The organism is Tateyamaria rhodophyticola (genome assembly GCF_047777875.1).
In the GTDB taxonomy this organism is placed as follows: Bacteria; Pseudomonadota; Alphaproteobacteria; order Rhodobacterales; family Rhodobacteraceae; genus Tateyamaria.
In genome coordinates, this window is record NZ_CP180519.1 from 374,194 (window position 1) to 395,576 (window position 21,383).

The window sequence follows — 21,383 nt, forward strand, 5'->3', positions numbered from 1 at the left end:
GTCAGGTGGCGCGATGTGCGATAATATGGGCCTTGAGCGCCTCGAGATCGTTGGGCACCCGGGTCATCCGTTCCGGCCTGTCATACAGGTCCGCCATGCGCGATGGAAGGGGGGGGCGGATGCCCGTGGCCGCCTCGACCGCGTCGGGGAATTTCGCCGGATGCGCCGTGGCCAGCGTGATCATCGGCGTACCGTGCACACGCTGCGCGTCGGCGACATGCACACCCACCGCCGAATGCGGGCACAGGAGTTCACCACTGGTGCGCAGGCTGTCGGTGATCTGTGCGCTCGTTTCCTCTTCCGACACGCGGCCAGAGCTGAAATGTTCCGCCAGCGCCTGCATCGCGCCCTGGCTTACGTCGAACCCGCCAGCCTTCAGCTCATCCATCAGCTGGGCGACGGCATTGCCATCGCGGTCATAGGCATCGAACAGTGCCCGTTCAAAGTTGGAGCTGACCTGAATGTCCATGGATGGGCTGATCGACGGGATCGTGTCACCCTTGTGATAGCCCTGCCCTTGCAAACACCGGTGCAGGATGTCGTTCTGGTTCGTCGCCACCACCAGCCGGTCGATGGGCAGACCCATCCGCTTGGCGATGTAGCCCGCAAAGATGTCGCCGAAATTGCCCGTGGGCACGGTGAAACTGACCGCGCGGTGCGGCGCGCCGAGGGCCACGGCGGACGAGAAATAATACACGACCTGCGCCAGCACGCGCGCCCAATTGATCGAATTCACGCCTGCAAGGCCAACGCCATCGCGGAACTCGAAATCGTTGAACATGTCCTTGAGCCGCGCCTGACAATCGTCAAAGTCGCCCTCGAGGGCCAGCGCGTGCACATTGTCCTCGGAAGGGGTGGTCATCTGGCGGCGCTGCACCTCGCTCACCCGGCCATGGGGGTAGAGGATGAAGACGTCCACATTGTCCAGACCGCGGAACGCCTCAATCGCGGCAGATCCGGTGTCGCCACTGGTGGCGCCCACGATGGTCACCCGCTGGTCCCGGCGCTTGAGGGCGGTCTGGAACAGCTGACCGATCAGCTGCATCGCGAAATCCTTGAACGCCAGCGTGGGCCCGTGGAACAGCTCCAGCAGGTGGTGCCCCTGATCCAGTTGCACCAGGGGCGCGCGCGCCGCGTGACCGAACCCGGCATAGGCGTGATCGATGCAGTCGCGGAATTCGGCGTCCGTAAACGTATCGCCCACAAACGGGCGCATCACGGTAAAGGCGATATCCTCATAGCTCTGCCCTTCCATCGTGGCGATGCTGGCGTGGTCCAGCTGCGGGATCGTCTCGGGCACATAGAGACCACCGTCGCGGGCAAGCCCGGTCAGCATCGTGTCTTCGAAGGTCAGGACGGGGGCCGCGCCCCGTGTCGAGATGTACCGCATGTCTCGTCTTTCTCAAGCCGCGCCGCGCCGGTTGCGCAGCAGGAAATAGCCGGTCATCGCGCCCCAGATCAGGGCCAGCGAAAACCATGTTATGGCGTATTGCAGGTGATCGTTCGGAATGCCAGCCGTGTCTACGGGCCACGGCGTCACGCCAAGGTCAATTTCCGGCATGTCCCGCAACACGACCAGGATGGGCTGCGTGTTCAGCGTGGCGGCCATGGCGGGCACATCGCGGGCGAACCAGAGGTTGGCGGTCAGGTCGGGCGCGGGCGTGAACCCGTCCGCTTCAATCGGGGCATCCAGATTGCCGATCAGCGTGAGCGCGGCCGCGGGCGCGGATGCGACCGCAACCCCGTCAGGCTGCCAGCCGGTATCGACCAGCACGGGGCCGAACCCGTCCGCGTCAAAGGGTCGGATGATGCGGTGGACGGGGCCGATGGTCTTGCGCGAGGCGAGCATGCGAATGTGCCCATCGCCGAACGTGCCGGTGAGCGTCACGGGGGCGTAGCGCTGGAACTCAGGCGCAACGGCGTGTGCCAAGGGCACGGGGTCGGCATCAATCTGCGCCTCGATGCTGGCCAGCAGGTCCTGTTTCCATGCCAGCCTCTGCACCTGCCAGACGCCGAGGCTGACAAGAGTGCCCGCCCCCAGCAAGCCCACGATCAAAAAGAACATCCAGCGCATGATGTCATCTGCCCCCGTAAAACGAAAAAAGCGCGCGGCGGGACCGCGCGCTTTGATCTTGGTCCGGTGATCGGATCAGTGTGCGCCGGGCATCTGGGCCACGCCCCAGATGTAGACGGCGAAGAACAGGAACAGCCAAACCACGTCCACAAAGTGCCAGTACCACGCGGCGGCCTCAAACCCGATGTGTTTCTCAGCAGAGAAGTGCCCCTTCATCGCGCGCAGCAGGCACACGAACAGGAAGATGGTCCCGATGATCACATGCGCACCGTGAAAGCCGGTCGCCATGAAGAAGTTGGAGAAGAACTTGTCCCCGCCAAATTCCCAGCCCTGGTACAGCAGGTAGCTGTATTCATAGCCTTGCAGGAAGGTGAACAGCACGCCCAGAACAACCGCAATCGCCAGACCGTTCACCACGTCCTTGCGCGGGCCGCCATGCACCAGCGCGTGGTGCGCCCATGTGACGGCACATCCCGACAGCAGCAGGATCAGCGTGTTGATCAGCGGCAGGTGGAACGCATCGACGTGATAGATATCGGGCTGCACATACTCGGTGCCGACATATTCGCTCATCGGGTACATGGCGTGCTTGAAGAACGACCAGAACCACGCGGCAAAGAACATCACCTCGGACATGATGAACAGGATAAAGCCATAGCGCAGGCCGATGCGAACAACCGGCGTGTGATCGCCAATCCGGCTTTCGGCCACGACGTCCGCCCACCAGCCGAACATAACGTAAAGAACGGCAACAAAGCCCATCAGGAACAGCCACGGGCCGCTCAGTTCAATAGACTGGAACAGGATGGTCATCCCGCCGGACATCCATGCAACGGCGCCAAACAGCATGACAAAGCCGGCCAATGCGCCCAGCAGTGGCCAGGTCGACGGCGCAAGAATGTGGTAGTCGTGATTTTTTGCGTGGGCCATAGTCCCGTCCCTCAGTTCAGGTTGGTGTCGGTCTGTGGATCAAGGGACGCGTATCCCTCGGGCAGATCGATTTGGTAAAAAGTGTAGCTCAGCGTGATCGTGTGGACGTATTTCCCGTCACGATCCTCGACGATTTCCGGATCGACATAGAATGTCACAGGCATCTGGACCCGCTCACCGGGGGCCAGCACCTGCTCTTCAAAACAGAAGCAGTCAATCTTGGAGAAAAAGCCGCCCGCAGCGTAGGGGGCCACATTGTAGCTGGCCGATCCCGCCACCGGGCGGTCGGTGGGGTTATACGCCTCGTAAAAGGCGAGACCGGTTTCACCGATCCGCATTTCCATCTCGCGCACGGTGGGAGTGAACTCCCATGGCATGCTGCGTTCCAGCGATGCGTCGAACCGAACGGTGATGGTCTGGTCCAGAATGTCTTCGTTTGCCACGTCGCTGATGCTGGGCGTGCCGCCGAAACCGGTGACACGGCAGAACCAGTCGTAAAACGGCACCGACGCCCAGGCCAGCCCCCCCATGACGAACACCAGGCTCAGGGTCTGGACCACGGTTTTTTGTGGTCCGTCCAGACGGTCAAACAGCTTGCGCATTACTGGCCCTCCTCGATGCGGGGAAGTTCGAAATCGCCGCTTGTCACCTTGGCCACGGTCAACGCGAGGACCAGAATGACAAAGCCACCAAGAAGCAGGCCAACGCCCACGTTCCGGCCTTTGCGGCGCTTGTGCAGTTCATGTTCGGTGTTCAGGCTCATGCCCAGATCCCCCACGCCGCGGGCAGCACTGCCTCGACCAGGATCGCGCCGAAATGCAGGAAAAGGTAAAGCAACGACAGCTTGAAGAACGACTTTTCCACGGCGTAGTTGTCCGCTTCGGACTGCGCCTCATCCCGACGCCAGATGTCATAAGCGCCCTTGAGGAACAGCGCGTTCAGTACCAGCGCCGTCACGAGGTATACGGGTCCGCCAATCGCGGTGAACGCCGTGCCAACGGCCAGCACAACCAGCAGCGCGGTATAGGCCAGAATGTGGACGCGGGTGGCGCGGCGGCCATGGGTGACGGTCAGCATCGGAACACCTGCGTCGTCATAATCGGACTTCATGAACAGCGCGAGCGCCCAGAAATGCGGTGGTGTCCACATGAAGATAAGGGCGAACATCAACCACGCCTCAACCGACATGGAGCCTGTCGCGATGACCCAGCCGATCACCGGCGGGAAAGCACCCGCTGCGCCACCGATCACGATGTTCTGCGGCGTGGAGCGTTTGAGCCACATGGAGTAGACAACGACATAGAAGAAGATGGTGAAGGCCAGCAGGCTCGCCGCCAGCAAGTTCGCGCTGAGCGCCAGCATCATGACCGACAGACCGGACAGCGCAATGCCAAGCGCCTTGGCCTCGTCCGCTGTGACCATACCGCCGGGAATTGGTCGTTTTGCGGTACGTTTCATCACCGCGTCGATATCCGCGTCCCACCACATGTTAAGCGCACCCGACGCCCCTGCGCCAATGGCGACAAACAGGATGGATGCAAACGCGATGACCGGGTTCACGGACACCGGTGCTGCCAAAAGTCCGACAAGCGCAGTGAACACCACAAGGGACATCACCCGTGGTTTCATCAGGGCAAAGTAATCGCCAAGGCTGGCTTCAGCCTCGTGCGTCTGTTCCTGATAGCTGACGTCGGTCATGGGCGCCTCTGGCTTGGGTCGGAGGGTCGGGGCGGATGCTCCGCCCCGCCATGGATCAGTTGGTCAGAACCGCGCTGACATCCACGTAATCGGGTGCGTCACGGTTGGCTTCGAGCCAGGCGTCATAGGCCGCTTCGCTCACCACTTTGACCGTGATCGGCATGTAGGCGTGGGCGATGCCGCACAGCTCGGAACACTGGCCGAAATAGATGCCTTCCTGCTCTGCTTCGAACCACAGTTCGGCCAGACGGCCCGGAACCGCGTCCTGTTTCACGCCGAATGCGGGAATGGTCCACGCGTGGATGACGTCCGCGCCGGTCACCTGCACCACCACGGTCTTGCCCACGGGCACGACAATCGCCGTGTCCGTCGCCAGCAGGAAGTCTTCACGGCTGTAACCCGCCGCGACCAGCGCTTTTTCCACATCAGGCGTCAGGGAGTTGTCAAACGTCTCTTCGGCATCGTCGGTGGTCGAGGCGGGCGAGCCGATCATATAGCTGTCAAAGCCGATGCCCTCATCCACGTATTCGTAGCCCCAGAACCACTGGTAGCCGGTCGCCTTGATGGTAACGTCCGCCTCGGGGATTTCCTGCTGTTTGAACAGCACCGGCAGCGAGAACGCACCGATGAACACCAGGATGACGATCGGAACCACGGTCCACGCAATTTCGATCGGTGTGTTGTGGGTAAAGCTCGCAGGTTCGGGGTTCCGCTTGCGGTTATAGCGGATCACGACCCACGCAAGCAGGCCAACCACGAAGAGCGTGATAATAAAGATGATCACGTTGATCAGGCCGTCGAGCGCCTGAAGATCGCGGGCCAGTTCACTGGCGGCGGGCTGAAAGCCGATGCCACCCGGGATCGGCTTGCCGATCACTTCGAGGTTGTCCTGAGCGATGGCCGGAACTGCGGCAAACATGCCGAGAAGACCCGACATCGAGAAAAGCTTTTTCATCTGGTCGTCCTGATCTTGATGGAGCGCACTGTTGGTCGTCAGGATCACTCTGCGCATTGCCACACAGGCATCCCGTTGTATTAGGCGCATTTACAATCATATCTTGGACACAAGATAAAGATGCAGACCCCGCGTCAAACGGACGCTTCACCCTCCGTCACACACCTGCAAACCCATCGGAGATCGCATGAGCGACACGCCTTTTGCCCCCCTCGACACGGAAATCGACCGCCAGCACGCGTTGGACATCCTGCGTGCGGCCACTGCTGGCGCCGATGATGGCGAGATATTTTTCGAACGCGTCCGCTCGGAATCGCTGGTTTTTGACGATGGGCGTCTGAAAACGGCCAGTTATGACGCCTCGAAGGGGTTCGGCCTGCGCGCGGTGCGGGGCGAGGTTGCGGGATATGCGCATTCGACGGAAGTCACCGAATCTGCCTTGCGCCGGGCGGCGGAAACCGCGCGTCTCGCCGTTGGCGATGGGGGCGGCACGCTGGCGGACGCGCCGCAAGCCACCAACAAAACGCTTTATACCGACGATGATCCCATCGCGGGCGCAAGTTTCGCGGTCAAGGTCGACACGCTCAAGGAAATCGACGCCTTCCTGCGCGATCTTGATTCGCGGGTCGTGCAGGTGTCCGCGTCGGTTTCGGCCTCCTTGCAGGAGGTGGAAATTCTGCGCCCCGAAGGTCTGTCGGTGCGGGACGTGCGCCCGATGACCCGCGTGAACGTGTCCGTTATCGTCGAACAGGCCGGTCGCCGCGAAAGCGGCAGCGCGGGCGGCGGCGGGCGCATCGGGCTCGATGGGTTGATCGACCGCGCCGATTGGGAGGCCAAGGCCCGCGAGGCGCTGCGCGTGGCGGTGGTCAACCTTGACGCGGTTCCGGCGCCTGCGGGTGTGATGGACGTCGTTCTGGGCCCCGGCTGGCCCGGCATCCTTTTGCATGAGGCGATCGGGCACGGGCTCGAAGGGGATTTCAACCGAAAGGGCAGCTCTGCCTTTGCCGGCCTGATGGGACAGCGGATCGCCGCACCCGGTGTGACCGTACTTGACGACGGCACCATCCCCGACCGGCGCGGCTCGATCAGTATTGATGACGAGGGGACGCCTTCCGGCAAAAACGTCCTGATCGAGGACGGCATCCTCGTGGGGTACATGCAGGACCGCCAGAATGCGCGCCTCATGGGCGTGCCCACCACCGGCAACGGGCGGCGGCAAAGCTATGCGCACATCCCGATGCCGCGCATGACCAATACCTATATGCTGGGCGGTGACGCCGCACCGGGTGATATCGTGGCCGATCTCAAGGATGGGATCTATGCGGTGGGCTTTGGCGGCGGTCAGGTCGACATCACCAATGGCAAGTTCGTGTTTTCATGTACCGAAGCCTACCGCGTCGAAAACGGCAAAGTGGGCGCGCCGGTCAAGGGGGCCACGCTGATTGGCGATGGGGCGACCGCGCTCAAGCACATCCGCGGCATCGGCAACGATATGGCGCTGGATCCCGGCATGGGCAATTGCGGCAAGGCTGGGCAATGGGTGCCGGTGGGCGTGGGTCAGCCGACGCTGATGATCGGCGGTTTGACCGTGGGCGGGTCTGCTGCGTGATTCTGCCCGGCTGAGTTTCTGCGGCGCACCCTGCCCCTCGCTAGATCGGGGGAGGCTGCGACACGCATGACGCGAACCGACCATGCGCCGCCGTTGGTTCCAATCACAATTTTCCGTTTGAAATCAACTGGAGCGTGCGTGCCCGGCGATTTAATCGCCTGTGTTCATGCGTTGTTAACCTTGCTGATTCTAAAACAAATACAGCAACAGACGGAGCCACGGATGACTGAAAGGGATACCCATCCTTCTTCCACTCACCCCCCACTCCCACCCACCTCGGAAGACGATCAGTTCAACCGTCTCCGTTTGTTGCGCTCTCGCCGGGTCGGTATTTCGACGTATCAACGTTTACTGATTGAACACGGCACTGCGCAAAACGCGCTGGCCGCGCTACCTGAGGTAGCGCGCGCCGCCGGCGTTTCGAAATACACCATTTGCCCCGAAGGTGTCGTGCACGCAGAGCTGAAGGCTGCGCAGCGGGCGGGTGCAACCCTCGTGTCCCAGGGTACGCCAGCCTACCCGGCCGCGCTGACCGCCCTGCCCGACGCGCCACCGTTTCTGTGGGCGATTGGCGACATTTCACTGTTGCACCGGCCGACGATTGCCTTGGTCGGTGCACGCAACGCGTCGTCGCTGGGCACCCGGATGGCGCGCAGTCTGGCGCGGGACCTCGGTGCGGCGGGCCACGTCATCGCATCGGGGCTCGCCCGCGGTATCGATGCTGCGGCCCATCTCGCAGCACTCGAAACCGGCACCATCGCCGTGCAGGCGGGCGGCGTCGATGTGATTTACCCGGCCGAAAACGCCAAATTGTCCGAAGACATCGCCGCACAAGGCGTGCGGATCAGCGAGCAGCCGATGGGATTGCAGCCCATCGCGCGCCATTTCCCGGCGCGCAATCGCATCATATCCGGTCTTGCCAAGGCGACGGTGGTCGTCGAGGCCGCCGCAAAATCCGGCAGTCTGATCACGGCGCGGGACGCCCTCGATCTGGGACGGGACGTGTTGGCCGTGCCCGGCCATCCGATGGATGCGCGCGCATCCGGGTGCAATATGCTGATCCGGGACGGCGCGCTTTTGGTGCGCAACGCCGCCGATATTCTCGAGGCGATTGCCCCGATCGTGGCGCCGGAACTGCCGCTGGAGCCACCAGCAAAGCCGCCCGCCGACACCCGCAGCCGCGCCCAGACCATCGCGCTGCACCAGCAGATCCTGAACCGGCTGGGACCGACCCCCGTGGCCGAAGATCAACTGATCCGCGACCTTGGCACCGGCGCGGACAAAGTGGCGCCGGCCCTGCTGGATCTGGAGATGGACGGGGCCATCGACCGCGCCCCCGGCGGGCTGCTGAGCCGCGCCAGTTGACCGCACCGATCAAGCGCTTGGTTGACAATCCGCGCTTGCACCCCACATCTTGCGCCGCCATAGAGCGTACAAATTCTCCCCCGAGGTGTGCCCCATAAATGCCAGTCGTCGTTGTCGAATCCCCAGCCAAAGCAAAGACCATCAACAAGTATTTGGGAGACAATTACACTGTTCTGGCCAGCTATGGGCATGTGCGCGACCTGCCCCCCAAAGACGGCTCGGTCGACCCCGACAATGATTTCGACATGCTGTGGGAGGTCGCCTCTGACAGCAAGAAACACGTCAAGGCCATCGCCGATGCGCTCAAGGACGACAACGCCCTGATCCTCGCAACCGACCCCGACCGCGAGGGCGAGGCGATCAGCTGGCACCTGCAAGAGGCGCTGACCAAACGCAAGTCGATCAAGAAGGACACGGACGTCAAACGCGTGACCTTCAACGCCATCACCAAGGCCGCCGTGACCGAAGCCATGGCCAATGCGCGCCAGGTCGACATGCCGCTGGTCGAGGCCTATCTGGCACGCCGCGCGCTCGACTACCTTGTCGGGTTCAACCTATCGCCAGTGCTGTGGCGCAAACTGCCTGGCGCGAAATCCGCGGGCCGCGTGCAATCGGTCTGCCTGCGTATCCTCACCGAGCGCGAGATGGAAATCGAGGCGTTCCGCGCCCGCGAATACTGGTCGGTCAAGGCGGTGCTCACCTCCCCACGGGGTCAGGAGTATGAGGCGCGGCTGACGAACCTTGCGGGCAAGAAGCTCGACAAATACGACCTCGAAAACCAGACGCAGGCCGAAATGGCCGTGCAGGCGATCACCAGCCGCGATCTGAAGATCCAGTCGGTCGAGGCGAAGCCCGCCTCCCGCAACCCGTCCGCCCCCTTCATGACTTCTACCCTGCAGCAGGAGGCCAGCCGCAAGTTCGGCATGGGCGCGCGCCAGACAATGTCCAGCGCGCAGCGCCTCTACGAGGCCGGCTACATCACCTATATGCGGACCGACGGGATCGACATGGCGCCCGAAGCCGTGGACATGGCGCGCGACGCGATCAAGGACCGGTACGGCGCGGAATACGTCCCCTCAAGCCCGCGCATGTACAAGAACAAGGCCAAGAACGCGCAGGAAGCACACGAATGCATCCGCCCCACCGACATGGCGCGCGATGCGGCCAGCCTCAAGATCACCGATGATGATCAGCGCAAGCTTTATGATCTGATCTGGAAACGCACCCTTGCCTGCCAGATGGAAGGCGCGCGGCTTGAACGCACAACGGTCGAGATCGGCAGCGACGATGGTCAGGTGGGCCTGCGTGCAACCGGGCAAGTGATCCTGTTCGACGGCTTTCTGCGCGTCTACGAAGAGGGGCGCGACGACGATGTCGTCGATGATGATGACAAGCGCCTGCCCCAGCTGAGCGAGGGCGAGGCCGCCGACAAACGCTCCGTCACGCCGGATCAGCATTTCACTCAGCCGCCGCCCCGCTACACCGAGGCGACGCTGGTCAAGCGGATGGAAGAGCTGGGCATTGGCCGCCCGTCGACATACGCCAGCATCGTCACGACGATCCAGGACCGCGGCTATGTCCGCAAGGACAAGAACCGGCTGATCCCCGAAGACAAGGGCCGGCTGGTGATCGCGTTTCTGGAAAACTACTTCCGGAAATATGTGGGCTACAACTTTACCGCCTCCATGGAAGAAGAGCTTGATGATGTGAGCGCGGGTGACCGCGATTATAAGGACGTGTTGGGCCGCTTTTGGTCTGATTTCTCGGCTGCGATTGCCGAGACGTCCGAATTGCGCATCACCGAAGTGCTGGAAAAGATCAACGAGGTACTGGCGCCGCACCTGTTCCCGCCGCTTGAGGACGGGGGCGACCCGCGCCTGTGTCCGAACTGCGGGGCGGGACGGCTGTCGATGCGCACGGCACGGTCCGGGGGCGCGTTCATCGGCTGCTCCAACTATCCCGAATGCCGCTATACCCGCCCGTTCGGACCACCCGATCCGGAGGCCGAAGCGAGCGCAATTCCGCCCGAAGGCAAGTTGTTGGGCGAGGACAATGGCGACGAGATCCGCGTGTTCAAGGGCCGCTTTGGCCCGTATGTCCAGCGCGGCGAAGTGACCGAAGACAACAAGAAACCTCCGCGCCAATCCATCCCAAAGGATTGGGCGCCGGAAGAGTTGGAGCTGGACCGGGCCGTGATGCTGCTGTCGCTGCCGCGCGAAATCGGACCGCACCCCGAGGACGGGATCATGGTCTGGGCCAATATCGGCCGGTACGGACCCTACCTGAAACATGCCGAAAGCACGTCGGACCGCGGCGGCACCAACGCCAACCTCGAGGGGATCGACGAGGTGTGGACCGTCGGCATGAACCGCGCCGTGCAGCTGCTGGCCGAAAAGGTGGCGAGCCGTGGGGGCCGCGGTGCAGCCGCGAAACCGCTGCATGAGTTGGGCGAACATCCAGACGAAGGCGGCCCCGTCGCTGTGATGAAGGGCAAATACGGGCCTTACGTCAAATGGGGCAAGGTCAACGCGACCATCCCCAAGGGCACCGAGCCTGAGGATGTGACCATGGACATGGCCGTCCAGCTGATCGCGGAAAAAGCGCCGAAAAAGAAGACGACGCGCAAGAAGGCGGCACCGAAGAAGAAAACTGCCGCGAAGAAGAAATCAGCCTGACGCGCCCTCTTCCAACGCAGCGACCCGGGTCACGACCTTGCCCATCAGCTTGAGCAGCTGTTCCTGTTCGCGTTCCGTGAGCGCAGACAGAAACAGGCCCATGTTCCGCAAGTCCTGCTGAAAAATCGTATCCGCAATCTGTTGCCCTTCGTCCGTCAGGTACAACTCATAGGCACGGCGGTCGTCACTGCATTGCCGCCGCTGGATCAACCCGCGCGAAATGAGCCGTCCGATCACCGAACTTGCGGTGGTGGGGGCGATGCCCAGTGACGCCACAACCGCGCCGGCACGAACACCCGGCGCCGCACGCACCATCCCCAGCGTATGAAAATCAAGCGGATTGAACTTGATGACATGCTGATGTTCGGGCGGCGTACGTTCGCTGATGAGCATCACGCGCATCAGGGTTTTTACGTGGTCAAGCAACTGTTGTTCTCTGGTCATACCAGACATTCGCCCAGTGCACTTGAACGTGCAAGCAGAGTTCCTAAATGTACGATAATCGCAACAAGTGCTACGATTTTCGCACTGAAAGGAGCTTGAAATGAAAAACGTCCTGACCGCAACCGCCACAGCTGCAACACTGGCTTTGACCCTCGCAACCGCAGCCGCAGCGGGCATTCCCAACACGTTCCCGCACAATGTCGGTTTCCCGTCAGATGCGACCACAACCCAGTCGGACACATCCACAAAGACCGACAAGGCTGACGAGTGATCGCGCCTTTGGTCCGCGCGCGACGCAGCGCGCGGACCCTGCCACGCGCCGGTGAACCGGGCGCTGTGCACTATAATTCGCCCCTTGGCGATCTACCGCAAAAGGTCACATCCTGAATCCCGTTCTCGTTGACTTTGATATTGCATACAGTCACATACTGCGCCTGAAACTGAACAACCCGCTTTGCGGGCTTTTTGGGGGTGCGCATGAAAAAGATCTACGGTTCGGCTGCCGAGGCACTTGATGGATTGCTGTTTGACGGCATGTTCATCGCGGCAGGTGGATTTGGCCTGTGCGGCATTCCCGAATTGCTGCTTGATGCGATCAAGGACGCAGGCACCAAGGAACTGACCTTTGCCTCCAACAATGCAGGCGTGGATGATTTCGGCATCGGCATCCTGCTCCAGACGCGGCAGGTCAAAAAGATGATCTCGTCCTATGTGGGCGAGAACGCGGAATTCATGCGTCAGTACCTGTCCGGAGAACTGGAGCTGGAATTCAACCCGCAGGGCACGCTGGCCGAGCGCATGCGCGCAGGCGGTTGCGGCATCCCCGGATTCTACACAAAGACCGGCGTTGGCACCGTGATCGCCGAGGGCAAGGATCACCGCGACTTCAACGGTGAAACCTACATCATGGAAGAAGGCATCTTTGCCGACCTCGCCATCGTCAAGGCGTGGAAAGCGGATGAGACCGGCAACCTGATCTTCCGCAAGACCGCCCGGAACTTTAACCCGCCTGCCGCGATGTGCGGCAAGACATGTGTGGTCGAAGTCGAAGAGATCGTGCCCACGGGCAGCCTTGACCCCGACCTAATCCACCTGCCGGGCATTTACGTCCACCGCCTGATCCAGGGTGAACACGAGAAACGGATCGAACAACGCACAACGCGCGCCGCCTAGAGGAGCCAGGCAATGCCTGACACCATTGAACAGCTGTTGGAAGACGACAAATCCTTCGAAGGCTTCAGCCGGGCACAGGTCGCAATGGTCGTGACCAATCCCAACCTCGAAGACAACCCGATTGTCTATGTGAACCAGGCGTTCACACGCAGCACCGGCTATGCCCGGTCGGCCAGCATCGGGCGCAACTGCCGGTTCCTGCAAGGGCCCGACACCAGCAAGCGCGACGTGGATCACCTGCGCGCGGGGATCGAGGCCGAGGAAAGCGTGTCGGTCGACATCCTGAATTACCGCGCGAACGGCGAGCCGTTCCTGAACCGGCTGATCGTGGCACCGGTGCATGACACGGCGGGCAACACGCAGTATTTCGTCGGCGTTCAAAAGGAACTGCGCCCGACCGAGCAATCGGCAAATGCTGAAAACATCAACGCGCAACTGATCGAGATTCAGAACCGCGTGGCCTCTGACCTGTCGATGATCATCGGCATGATCCGTCAGCAATCTGGCACCACATCCGTGCCCGAAGATTTCGCAGCGCTCAGCCGCCGCATTGAAACGATGCAGCTGCTCTATGAAGAGATGAAGCTGAGCGACAGCCAGTCGAACCGCGACAGCATCCAGATGGGCAGCTATCTGTCTCGCCTTGCCGCTGCCATTGCGCATATCGAAGGCCGCTCGGGCATTCGCCTGTCGCTGCAGATCGAACCGCTCGAGGTGCCGATCGAGACGGCGACGCGGGTGGGTCTCGTGATGTCGGAATTGTTGACCAACGCATTCCAGCACGCGTTCGACCGCATCGACATGGGATTGGTCGAGGTCCGCATGAGCCGGCTCAGCGCCGGTGGCCTGCGCCTCATCGTGGCCGATGACGGTGTGGGTATTCCTGCGGACATGGATTGGCCCGACGCCGCCACCGTGGGCGGGCGCATCGTGTCCGGCCTGATCGAAGGGTTGGAAGGCACGCTGCAACTGGGCCGCGGCGCTGCGGGCAGCTATATCACAATCGACGTGCCTGCGGGCGCGACCGTCACAGACGTATAAGGAAGAACACCACGATGCCTTGGGATCGCAACCAGATGGCTGCGCGCGCAGCGCAAGAGCTTGAAGACGGCTGGTACGTCAATCTCGGGATCGGGATCCCGACGCTGGTGTCGAACTATATCCCCGAGGGCGTCGAGGTCACGCTGCAATCCGAAAACGGTATGCTGGGCATGGGCCCCTTCCCGATCGAAGGCGAAGAAGACGCCGACCTGATCAACGCGGGCAAGCAGACGATCACCGAATTGCCCCAGACGGCCTATTTCGACAGCGCGACCTCCTTTGGCATGATCCGCGGCGGCAAAATCGCGATGGCGATCCTGGGCGCGATGGAAGTGGCCGAGAACGGTGACCTCGCGAACTGGATGATCCCGGGCAAGCTGGTCAAGGGCATGGGCGGCGCGATGGACCTTGTGGCGGGCGTCGGACGTGTCGTGGTGGTCATGGACCACACCAACAAGCATGGCGACAGCAAGGTGCTCCCCGAATGCACCCTGCCCCTGACGGGCAAGGGCGTGGTGGACCGCATCATCACCAATCTCGGCGTGCTGGACGTGGTCGATGGCGGGTTGAAGATCGTCGAGACCGCGGATGGCGTGACCGAAGAAGAGCTGCGCGCCGCAACCAAGGCAACCATTGTCTGAGGTCGAGATCACCCGCGAAGACGGCGAAACCAAGGGACGTTATGTCCTGCGACGGGATGGCGCAGAGGCGGAGCTGACGTATTCCATCCTGTCGCCACAGACGCGCATTGCCGATCACACCGGTGTGCCCGACACGATGCGCGGCACGGGGGCTGGTCAGGCTCTGGTCAAGCGGTTGGTCGAGGACGCCCGCGCCGAAGGGTGGAAGATCGTCCCGCTGTGCCCGTTTGTGAATGCGCAGCGCGCCATGCACCCCGAATGGGCGGACGCCTTCAACGTCTGATCAATTGAGCGCCGCAAACACGCAGCCGTCGCTGGCAAGCTCCGGCGGTGTGATACACAGCCCGCGCGCCACCTGAAACGCCGCCAGCACCTTAGGCACATAGTCGCGCGTTTCGGCAAAGGGCGGCACGCCGCCATGTTTGCGCACGGCGCCCTCGCCCGCGTTGTACCCCGCCAGCACGAGGATCGGATCACGGTCAAACGTGCCCATCAGCCAGTCGAGATATTTGACCCCACCGCCGATGTTTTCGGACGGGGCAAAGCTGTCGCTGACGCCAAACCGGGCGGCCGTGTCCGGCATCAATTGCATCAGACCCTGCGCGCCTGCCCGACTGACCGCATCCGACTTGCCCGCGGATTCGACCATCATGACGGCCAGCACCAGCGCGGGCGACACGTCGGTGCCGATGGTCGCGCGCAGGATATCGACACCATGCGCGCGCGCAACGTTCTGCATCTGTTGCAAGCGGGGGGCGGCAACCGGGGCCTTCGACTTGGCCAACGCACTCATCGCAGGTGCGAGACGCCCCGCCCCCGCATTCTCCAACCCTGCCGACACATCGGACCAGAACCAGTCATAGCGCGCCTCATACCCGCGCGGTGCGGGGGCTGTGGCATCACGCACCGTGGCGGCGGGCGCTTTGACCGCTTCGGACGGGTCAATCTGTACCGTGATACGTTTGGATGTGCCCGCCGCGGGCGGTTTCACGCGCTTGGCCGAGAAATCCTTGAACGGCGGCGGGTCATCTGCGGCCGCAGTTCCACACGCCAAACCGGCCACGAGGCCCGCAATACAAATCGCTCTGAACATTTTAACTGCCTGCATCAACTGCGCATGCGGTTCTTGCGACCGCCATTGTTTACAGTATCGCAAAAAACCGGGCCTCGATCCAGCATTGTAAATCGGAACTTTGACGGCGTTGCCACATTGTCAGGTCGAAACAGCGCACATTTGGAAAAAATCATCTTTTAAGAAGTTTTATTCCGTTTATTTTCAATGCCCTAACCCAAACGCCTCCTAAAAAGTGCATCAGACGCGAAAAGCCCGCGAAGCCGCCAAATTCGTGCCCCAATCCGGGGGCTATATACGGTCATACCAAGTCGGACAGAGGCCAAAGAGAGAGAGCGGCCTCGATACGGACGGCAAGGTAGAAACGCAAAACCTAACGATCCTTGGAGGGACGTATCATGATCAAATTCATCAAAAACTTCCGTAAAGACGAAAACGGCGCCGTGACAGTTGACTGGGTTGTTCTGACCGCTGCTGTGGTTGGCCTGGCCGTTGCTGCTTATTCCTCGATCCAGACTGGTGCGACCGAGCTGACAGCTGACACCGACACATTCCTGCAGGCACAAGACCCCAACTAAGTTGGTCTGACCTGACAGTGTGAAAACGCGCGGGGCCGTGACCAGACCTTGGTCACGGCCCTTTGCGCAACACTTGGTAACATGAACTATTGAGCAAAGGTGCCGCTATGAAAAAAGTCATTCAATCATTTGCCCGGGACACGTCCGGGGCCGTGACCGTCGATTGGGTCGTCCTGACCGCAGCCGTCGTCGCCCTCGCCGTCGCCCTCGTGCTGTTGCTCACGAACGGTTCGGTTGGTGTCTCCGCTGGCGTCGAAGCCTTTATGACCGGCTTTTTCTAAAGCAAAGCCCCGCTCACTGCGTGGCAAGAAGCGCCCGGATGCATCCGGGCGTTTGCGCGTGGACGTGACATTTTCGCGGGGCGGGAAAGGTCAAACTGAGGCCGCAACCGCTCCCTGAAAATGCCACATTCCCGAGATAGGTTTGAGGAAAGAGGCCCTGTCGTTCAAGGGGGTCCAAGTAATGAGGTACTGAGATGCGAATGGTGTTTGGACTGGTTTTGGTCGCTGGTGTCGTCCTTGCGGGCGGCGCTGTCTACATGGCGAAGAATTACATTGGTCAATACCAGACGGCGTTGGCCAAGGAGCGCGCGCAGCGTGACAAGATCGTGCCGACAGTCCCGGTATTCGTTGCCGAACGGCAGCTGAAATACGGCGAAGAACTTCTGGACGAAGATTTCCGCACGGTGGATTGGCCGGAAACAGCCATCCCCGACGGTGCGTTCACCGCTGACAACCCGATCTATGCCGAAGGCGAGACCGAGCGTCGCACCGTTTTGCGCGCCATGGAGAAAGACGAGGCCATCATGGCCGTGAAGGTGACTGCGCCCGGCGAAGAGGCGGGCCTGACCTCCCGCCTGGAACGCGGCATGCGCGCTTTTGCGATCAAGGTGGACGTGGCCACCGGTGTTTCCGGCTTCCTGCGTCCGGGCGACCGTGTTGACGTCTACTGGACCGGTCGCGTCGATCAATCGGTGGGCCAGGCACGTGGCGAAGTCACCAAACTGATCGAAGCGGGCGTCAAGCTGATCGCGATTGACCAGAGCACCCATGGCGACGTCGACGGCGCAACCATTGCGCAGACCGTGACGGTTGCGGTGGAACCCGGCCAGGACGGCCGCCTTGCCCAGGCACAATCGACGGGCCGGCTGTTCCTGTCGCTGGTCGGCACCGGGGATGACACCGTGGCGTCCGCCTTCGAAGTGAACCAGCGCACGCTGCTTGGCCTCGCAGAAGAGCAAGCCGCCGTGGAAGTGGAAGAGGAAAAGACCTGTACCATCCGCACACGCCGCGGTGCCGAGGTGGTGGAAATTCCGATCCCCTGCACAAACTAAGCCGCTTTTCAAAGGTTTATCTCAGCGCCTCGCCTTGCGGGGCGCTGTTGCATTTTTGGGTCTGTTGCCACTTATCCACATAAAAACAAACCGTGAAGTCATTGATTCTTGCAAAAAAATCGAAATGGGCGCATCTTGATTGCAATGACGGGCGACAAAGACCCGAACTGAGGCGTGATCAAAAAGGCAGGTCACATGAAAATCGACGGACTTTTCAAGGCAGCCCTCACCGGGCTGGCATTGGCTATGGGCCCGATTGCGGTCGACATGGCACAGGCAGAAACGCTGCGCGTGGTACGCGAGGCGACATCACGCACGCTGGATGTTCCGATGAACCGCGCGGTTGTGGTCGAAAGCGACACGGCATTTGCCGAGTTGAGCATCGCCAACCCCGCAATTGCGGATATCTCATCGCTGAGCGATCGGACAATCTATGTTCTGGGCAAGGCCCCCGGCCTGACCACGCTGACCTTGCTGGATGGCAACGGTCGGCTGATCACGAACGTGAATGTACGGGTTGCCGCGGACATCTCCGAGTTCAAGGAACGGCTGCGGCAGATTCTGCCCGGCGAGAAAATCGAAGTGCGCACCGCCAATGACGGCATCGTGCTGTCGGGCATCGTATCCTCGGCCGCCAAGTTGCAGCGCGCGCTGGATCTGGCGGAACGGTATGCCGAAGGGCGCGTCAGCAACCTGATGAGCGTCGGCGGCATTCAGCAAGTAATGCTGAAAGTGCGTTTTGCCGAGATGAACCGCTCTGTCTCCAAATCGCTGAGCTCCTCGCTCAGCCTCGGCGGCACGATCTTTTCCGGTGACACGGGCATCAGCGCGGGCACCGGCACCAACGTGACCGCGGGCGGCGTCGCGGGCAGCCTTGGCGGCACCCTGCCCGCCACAAACGACAATGCGGGCGCCGTGCTCTTTGGGTTTAACGCAGGCAACACCCAGGTGGGTCTGCTGCTCGAAGCCCTTGAAACCAAAGGGGTTGTGCGGACACTGGCCGAACCGAACCTGGTCGCCCTGTCGGGGCAGGAAGCCAAGTTCCTCGCGGGTGGCGAATATCCCGTCCCGGTGAGCCAGGAAGACGGCGTGGTCACCATCGAATTCAAACCGTTCGGTGTTGAGCTGAACTTTATCCCTCGCGTGGTGGACAAGGACCTGATCAACCTCGAACTTGAGGCTGCGGTGTCCGCGATCGACCCCACCAACGGGATTACCATCGACGCCTTCACCATCGACGCCTTCAGCCGGCGTGAGACATCGTCGACGGTTGAGTTGCGCGACGGCGAGAGCTTTGCCATTGCAGGCCTGCTCGAAGACAACTTTGTCGACAACAACCAACAGCTGCCGTGGCTGGGCGATGTGCCCGTGCTTGGCGCGCTGTTCCGCAGTGCCTCTTATCAACGTGAGCAGACCGAACTGGTGATCATCATCACCGCGCACCTTGTGACCCCGGTCAAGGGCGACGTGCTGGCCCTGCCCACGGATCGTATCAAACCGCCGACCGAAGCCGACCTGTTCCTGCATGGCCGCGTCGCCGCGGGCACACGCGTGCCCAAATCCGGTGCCGCGGGCGAGGTTGCCAAACAGGACTTCTCCGGCTCATATGGCTACGTGTTGGATTAAGGACAGGTCATGAAACCGATCACAACAGCCCTTCTGGCAGGCAGCATCGCGCTTTCCGCGTGCGGGCCGTCCAATGATCCGGTCTACACCCAGTTCTACCGCGAGGCCGGAGCCATCGCCGATACCGGTGCCTTTGGCAATGCCACGGCAAACAACACGCTGATCCTGACCGGAGAGCGGCAGTACTCCTTTGATCTTGCGAACAGATTTGCGTCCGAAGTGCTGACAACCGTCAACTTTGCGTTCAACTCGTCGCAGCTGGATGCCGGGGCGCAGGACGCGCTGCGTCAGCAGGCGACCTGGATCCGTCAATTCCCCGAAGTACGATTCCGGGTCTATGGCCATACGGATGCGGTGGGCTCTGCCGGCTTTAACAAGCGTCTGGGTCTGGCCCGGGCGCGCGCCGTTGTGAATTTCCTCACGACGCAGGGAATCAGCCGTTCGCGGCTCGAAGCGGTTGCGTCTTTTGGTGAGACACAGCCCATCATCGTCACGCAAGGCCGCGAGCGTCGCAATCGGCGCACCGTGACCGAGGTCACGGGCTTTGTGCGCACCCATCCCAACGTGCTGGACGGCAAATACGCCCAGATCGTCTACCGCGATTACGTGGATTCGGCCCAGGCACCGTCGCAATTGTCGGGCATCGTGGGCGCCGATCTGCGTACCGAACAGTAACAAGATACATCAAATTGGCCTGATGGAACGGGCGCGGACAATACACGGTCCGCGCCCGTTATCGTTCCGAGATACCCAACAATTGGAACTTTTTGGCCCAAATCTCGCCTGAATTCACTGCGACAACGCTTGCGAAGGGACACGTGCGTCCAAACGCGGACGTGTCAGGTGGGCAGCCCCCGCAGTGTCATGGAACAGCCATGGCCCGATGGGTAAGCCCTTGAAAAAAGGACGAGATGGCAATGAGCAGCACGATGCCACAACCCGAAACGGCGCCAATCGCCGCCTGCACCATCAGCCGCGATGTGCAGAACTTCGATCTGTTGATCGAGGATATGGAACAGTGCATGGGCGAAAGCTGGGGTGACCTGGGCTTTGCCGAGGCGCTGGCCTATTTCAACCAACCCGATGCCGAAGCGATGGAATTCGTCGCGGTCGCGATCGACGATTCCGACGAAGACAACCTCGTGCTGCTGGGCGAGATCATCACGCAGGCCAAGTCGCGCGGCATCAAGGTCGTTCTGATCGCAGAGGACGTCACACCCGCATCCCTGCACCAATTGCTGCGGCAGGGCGCGGATGAATTTGTCCCCTACCCCCTGCCCGAGGGCGAACTGCAGCAGGCTATCGAACGGATCCGCGCCACCTACCAGCCTCAGCCCGTGGAAGAAGAGCGCACCGCACAATTGAAATCCGGTTCCAACAAACAGGGCGCGGTGTTTGTCGTGCACGGCGTTGCGGGCGGCACGGGGTCAACCACGCTTGCCGTGAACCTCGCATGGGAGCTTGCGTTGCTGAGCGGGGGGGATACACCGAATGTCTGCCTTCTGGATTTTGATTTCCAGTTCGGCACCGCGTCCACCTATCTCGATCTGGCGCGGCGCGAGGCCGTGTTTGAAATGCTGTCGGATACCGAAAGCATGGATGACGAGATCTTTGGGCAGTCGCTGCTGACCTATGAGGACAAGTTGCAGGTGCTGACGGCACCGTCGGACATGATCCCGCTGGATATTGTCACGCCGGAAGACATCAGCCGGGTCATCGACATGGCGCGGGCGCATTTCGAATATGTGGTGATCGACATGCCGTCGACGCTGGTGCAATGGACCGAAACCGCCCTCAGCGCGGCGCATCTCTACTTTACCACGCTCGAAATCGACATGCGGTCGGCCCAGAACACGCTGCGGTTCAAACGCGCGTTGCAATCTGAGGAACTGCCGGTGGAAAAGCTGCGCTATGTGCTGAACCGCGCGCCCAAGTTCACCGACCTTGGGGGCCGTGCGCGGGTCAAACGTCTGGGCGAAAGCCTCGACATCGCCATCGAAGTACAGCTGCCGGATGGTGGCAAACCCATTACGCAGGCCGCCGATCATGGCGTGCCGCTGGCTGAAAACGCCGGAAAGAACCCGCTGCGCCGCGAAATCGCCAAGCTGGCGGCGTCCATTCACGAGTTGAACGCAACCCAGTCCGAAGCAGCCTAAGCACCGGTCTTTT

At 61.5% G+C, this 21,383-nt stretch carries 23 protein-coding genes; 14 read left to right on the forward strand and 9 right to left on the reverse strand.

The window, feature by feature from the left end; all coding sequences use genetic code 11:
- Position 1 precedes the first annotated feature (1 nt).
- The 7 genes from thrC to coxB form a co-directional block, all read right to left on the reverse strand.
- Positions 2-1,390, reverse strand: a complete 1,389-nt coding sequence (thrC, locus tag ACERHN_RS03170; protein WP_415921197.1) for a threonine synthase — start codon at positions 1,388-1,390, stop codon at positions 2-4.
- A 12-nt stretch (positions 1,391-1,402) separates the two neighbouring features.
- Positions 1,403-2,065, reverse strand: coding sequence for an SURF1 family protein (locus ACERHN_RS03175; RefSeq protein WP_415921198.1), 663 nt, complete (start codon positions 2,063-2,065; stop codon positions 1,403-1,405).
- 84 nt (positions 2,066-2,149) lie between these two features.
- A complete protein-coding gene (locus tag ACERHN_RS03180) occupies positions 2,150-3,004 on the reverse strand; it encodes a cytochrome c oxidase subunit 3 (RefSeq protein ID WP_415921199.1) in 855 nt (284 codons plus the stop codon).
- 11 nt (positions 3,005-3,015) lie between these two features.
- Entirely contained in the window at positions 3,016-3,606 is a 591-nt protein-coding gene (locus ACERHN_RS03185) for a cytochrome c oxidase assembly protein (protein ID WP_415921200.1), read from the reverse strand.
- On the reverse strand, positions 3,606-3,767 hold the full coding sequence (locus ACERHN_RS03190; protein ID WP_415921201.1) for a cytochrome C oxidase assembly protein: 162 nt from the start codon (positions 3,765-3,767) through the stop codon (positions 3,606-3,608). Before ACERHN_RS03190 ends, ACERHN_RS03185 begins: the two co-directional genes overlap by 1 nt.
- Positions 3,764-4,702: a heme o synthase gene (gene cyoE / locus ACERHN_RS03195; RefSeq protein WP_415921202.1), complete on the reverse strand. Its 939-nt coding sequence runs from the start codon at positions 4,700-4,702 to the stop codon at positions 3,764-3,766. The genes ACERHN_RS03190 and cyoE overlap by 4 nt, the downstream gene beginning before the upstream one ends.
- Before the next feature lie 55 nt (positions 4,703-4,757).
- Positions 4,758-5,657, reverse strand: coding sequence for a cytochrome c oxidase subunit II (gene coxB / locus ACERHN_RS03200; protein ID WP_415921203.1), 900 nt, complete (start codon positions 5,655-5,657; stop codon positions 4,758-4,760).
- 187 nt (positions 5,658-5,844) lie between these two features.
- On the opposite strand from coxB, the gene tldD reads away from it, so the two are divergent.
- From tldD to topA, 3 genes are all read left to right on the forward strand, one after another.
- A complete protein-coding gene (tldD, locus tag ACERHN_RS03205; RefSeq protein WP_415921204.1) occupies positions 5,845-7,266 on the forward strand; it encodes a metalloprotease TldD in 1,422 nt (473 codons plus the stop codon).
- A gap of 222 nt (positions 7,267-7,488) precedes the next feature.
- Positions 7,489-8,631 carry a DNA-processing protein DprA gene (gene dprA, locus ACERHN_RS03210; protein WP_415921205.1) on the forward strand — a complete coding sequence of 381 codons (1,143 nt, stop codon included), beginning with the start codon at positions 7,489-7,491 and terminating at the stop codon, positions 8,629-8,631.
- Between the two features lie 98 nt (positions 8,632-8,729).
- Entirely contained in the window at positions 8,730-11,306 is a 2,577-nt protein-coding gene (topA, locus tag ACERHN_RS03215; RefSeq protein WP_415921206.1) for a type I DNA topoisomerase, read from the forward strand.
- Here the strand turns inward: topA and ACERHN_RS03220 are convergent.
- Positions 11,298-11,708, reverse strand: a complete 411-nt coding sequence (locus ACERHN_RS03220; RefSeq protein WP_415921207.1) for a MarR family winged helix-turn-helix transcriptional regulator — start codon at positions 11,706-11,708, stop codon at positions 11,298-11,300. The genes topA and ACERHN_RS03220 overlap by 9 nt on opposite strands.
- A gap of 142 nt (positions 11,709-11,850) precedes the next feature.
- On the opposite strand from ACERHN_RS03220, the gene ACERHN_RS03225 reads away from it, so the two are divergent.
- The 5 genes from ACERHN_RS03225 (at position 11,851) to ACERHN_RS03245 (ending at position 14,888) form a co-directional block, all read left to right on the forward strand.
- Entirely contained in the window at positions 11,851-12,021 is a 171-nt protein-coding gene (locus ACERHN_RS03225) for a hypothetical protein (protein WP_415921208.1), read from the forward strand.
- 206 nt (positions 12,022-12,227) lie between these two features.
- The gene (locus ACERHN_RS03230) at positions 12,228-12,923 is read left to right on the forward strand and encodes a CoA transferase subunit A (protein ID WP_415921209.1); all 696 of its coding nucleotides are present in this window, start codon (positions 12,228-12,230) and stop codon (positions 12,921-12,923) included.
- 12 nt (positions 12,924-12,935) lie between these two features.
- Positions 12,936-13,964: a PAS domain-containing protein gene (locus ACERHN_RS03235; protein ID WP_415921210.1), complete on the forward strand. Its 1,029-nt coding sequence runs from the start codon at positions 12,936-12,938 to the stop codon at positions 13,962-13,964.
- 14 nt (positions 13,965-13,978) lie between these two features.
- On the forward strand, positions 13,979-14,605 hold the full coding sequence (locus tag ACERHN_RS03240; protein ID WP_415921211.1) for a 3-oxoacid CoA-transferase subunit B: 627 nt from the start codon (positions 13,979-13,981) through the stop codon (positions 14,603-14,605).
- Entirely contained in the window at positions 14,598-14,888 is a 291-nt protein-coding gene (locus ACERHN_RS03245; RefSeq protein WP_415921212.1) for a GNAT family N-acetyltransferase, read from the forward strand. Before ACERHN_RS03240 ends, ACERHN_RS03245 begins: the two co-directional genes overlap by 8 nt.
- On the opposite strand, the gene ACERHN_RS03250 is transcribed toward ACERHN_RS03245, so the two are convergent.
- Positions 14,889-15,698, reverse strand: coding sequence for a lytic transglycosylase domain-containing protein (locus ACERHN_RS03250; protein WP_415921213.1), 810 nt, complete (start codon positions 15,696-15,698; stop codon positions 14,889-14,891).
- Between the two features lie 377 nt (positions 15,699-16,075).
- Here ACERHN_RS03250 and ACERHN_RS03255 point away from each other — a divergent pair, with 377 nt between their 5' ends.
- From ACERHN_RS03255 to ACERHN_RS03280, 6 genes are all read left to right on the forward strand, one after another.
- A complete protein-coding gene (locus ACERHN_RS03255) occupies positions 16,076-16,255 on the forward strand; it encodes a hypothetical protein (RefSeq protein ID WP_415921214.1) in 180 nt (59 codons plus the stop codon).
- Between the two features lie 107 nt (positions 16,256-16,362).
- On the forward strand, positions 16,363-16,536 hold the full coding sequence (locus ACERHN_RS03260; protein WP_415921215.1) for a hypothetical protein: 174 nt from the start codon (positions 16,363-16,365) through the stop codon (positions 16,534-16,536).
- Between the two features lie 194 nt (positions 16,537-16,730).
- Entirely contained in the window at positions 16,731-17,588 is an 858-nt protein-coding gene (gene cpaB / locus ACERHN_RS03265; RefSeq protein WP_415921216.1) for a Flp pilus assembly protein CpaB, read from the forward strand.
- A gap of 195 nt (positions 17,589-17,783) precedes the next feature.
- Positions 17,784-19,214 carry a type II and III secretion system protein family protein gene (locus ACERHN_RS03270; protein WP_415921217.1) on the forward strand — a complete coding sequence of 477 codons (1,431 nt, stop codon included), beginning with the start codon at positions 17,784-17,786 and terminating at the stop codon, positions 19,212-19,214.
- Positions 19,215-19,223: 9 nt separating this feature from the next.
- Complete coding sequence (locus tag ACERHN_RS03275; RefSeq protein WP_415921218.1) at positions 19,224-19,889, forward strand: OmpA family protein; 666 nt, start codon at positions 19,224-19,226, stop codon at positions 19,887-19,889.
- A gap of 242 nt (positions 19,890-20,131) precedes the next feature.
- A complete protein-coding gene (locus ACERHN_RS03280) occupies positions 20,132-21,370 on the forward strand; it encodes an AAA family ATPase (RefSeq protein ID WP_415921219.1) in 1,239 nt (412 codons plus the stop codon).
- Positions 21,371-21,383: the final 13 nt, after the last annotated feature.

Coding starts and splice junctions, on each gene's coding strand:
- ACERHN_RS03260 (WP_415921215.1), top strand. CDS start 16,363: ATGAAAAAAGTCATTCAATCATTTGCCCGGGACACGTCCGGGGCCGTG.
- cpaB (WP_415921216.1), top strand. CDS start 16,731: ATGCGAATGGTGTTTGGACTGGTTTTGGTCGCTGGTGTCGTCCTTGCG.
- ACERHN_RS03175 (WP_415921198.1), bottom strand. CDS start 2,065: ATGTTCTTTTTGATCGTGGGCTTGCTGGGGGCGGGCACTCTTGTCAGC.
- thrC (WP_415921197.1), bottom strand. CDS start 1,390: ATGCGGTACATCTCGACACGGGGCGCGGCCCCCGTCCTGACCTTCGAA.
- tldD (WP_415921204.1), top strand. CDS start 5,845: ATGAGCGACACGCCTTTTGCCCCCCTCGACACGGAAATCGACCGCCAG.
- ACERHN_RS03230 (WP_415921209.1), top strand. CDS start 12,228: ATGAAAAAGATCTACGGTTCGGCTGCCGAGGCACTTGATGGATTGCTG.
- ACERHN_RS03185 (WP_415921200.1), bottom strand. CDS start 3,606: ATGCGCAAGCTGTTTGACCGTCTGGACGGACCACAAAAAACCGTGGTC.
- ACERHN_RS03280 (WP_415921219.1), top strand. CDS start 20,132: ATGAGCAGCACGATGCCACAACCCGAAACGGCGCCAATCGCCGCCTGC.
- cyoE (WP_415921202.1), bottom strand. CDS start 4,702: ATGACCGACGTCAGCTATCAGGAACAGACGCACGAGGCTGAAGCCAGC.
- ACERHN_RS03240 (WP_415921211.1), top strand. CDS start 13,979: ATGCCTTGGGATCGCAACCAGATGGCTGCGCGCGCAGCGCAAGAGCTT.
- ACERHN_RS03255 (WP_415921214.1), top strand. CDS start 16,076: ATGATCAAATTCATCAAAAACTTCCGTAAAGACGAAAACGGCGCCGTG.
- ACERHN_RS03250 (WP_415921213.1), bottom strand. CDS start 15,698: ATGTTCAGAGCGATTTGTATTGCGGGCCTCGTGGCCGGTTTGGCGTGT.
- dprA (WP_415921205.1), top strand. CDS start 7,489: ATGACTGAAAGGGATACCCATCCTTCTTCCACTCACCCCCCACTCCCA.
- ACERHN_RS03180 (WP_415921199.1), bottom strand. CDS start 3,004: ATGGCCCACGCAAAAAATCACGACTACCACATTCTTGCGCCGTCGACC.
- ACERHN_RS03275 (WP_415921218.1), top strand. CDS start 19,224: ATGAAACCGATCACAACAGCCCTTCTGGCAGGCAGCATCGCGCTTTCC.
- ACERHN_RS03235 (WP_415921210.1), top strand. CDS start 12,936: ATGCCTGACACCATTGAACAGCTGTTGGAAGACGACAAATCCTTCGAA.
- ACERHN_RS03270 (WP_415921217.1), top strand. CDS start 17,784: ATGAAAATCGACGGACTTTTCAAGGCAGCCCTCACCGGGCTGGCATTG.
- ACERHN_RS03220 (WP_415921207.1), bottom strand. CDS start 11,708: ATGCGCGTGATGCTCATCAGCGAACGTACGCCGCCCGAACATCAGCAT.
- ACERHN_RS03190 (WP_415921201.1), bottom strand. CDS start 3,767: ATGAGCCTGAACACCGAACATGAACTGCACAAGCGCCGCAAAGGCCGG.
- ACERHN_RS03225 (WP_415921208.1), top strand. CDS start 11,851: ATGAAAAACGTCCTGACCGCAACCGCCACAGCTGCAACACTGGCTTTG.
- topA (WP_415921206.1), top strand. CDS start 8,730: ATGCCAGTCGTCGTTGTCGAATCCCCAGCCAAAGCAAAGACCATCAAC.
- coxB (WP_415921203.1), bottom strand. CDS start 5,657: ATGAAAAAGCTTTTCTCGATGTCGGGTCTTCTCGGCATGTTTGCCGCA.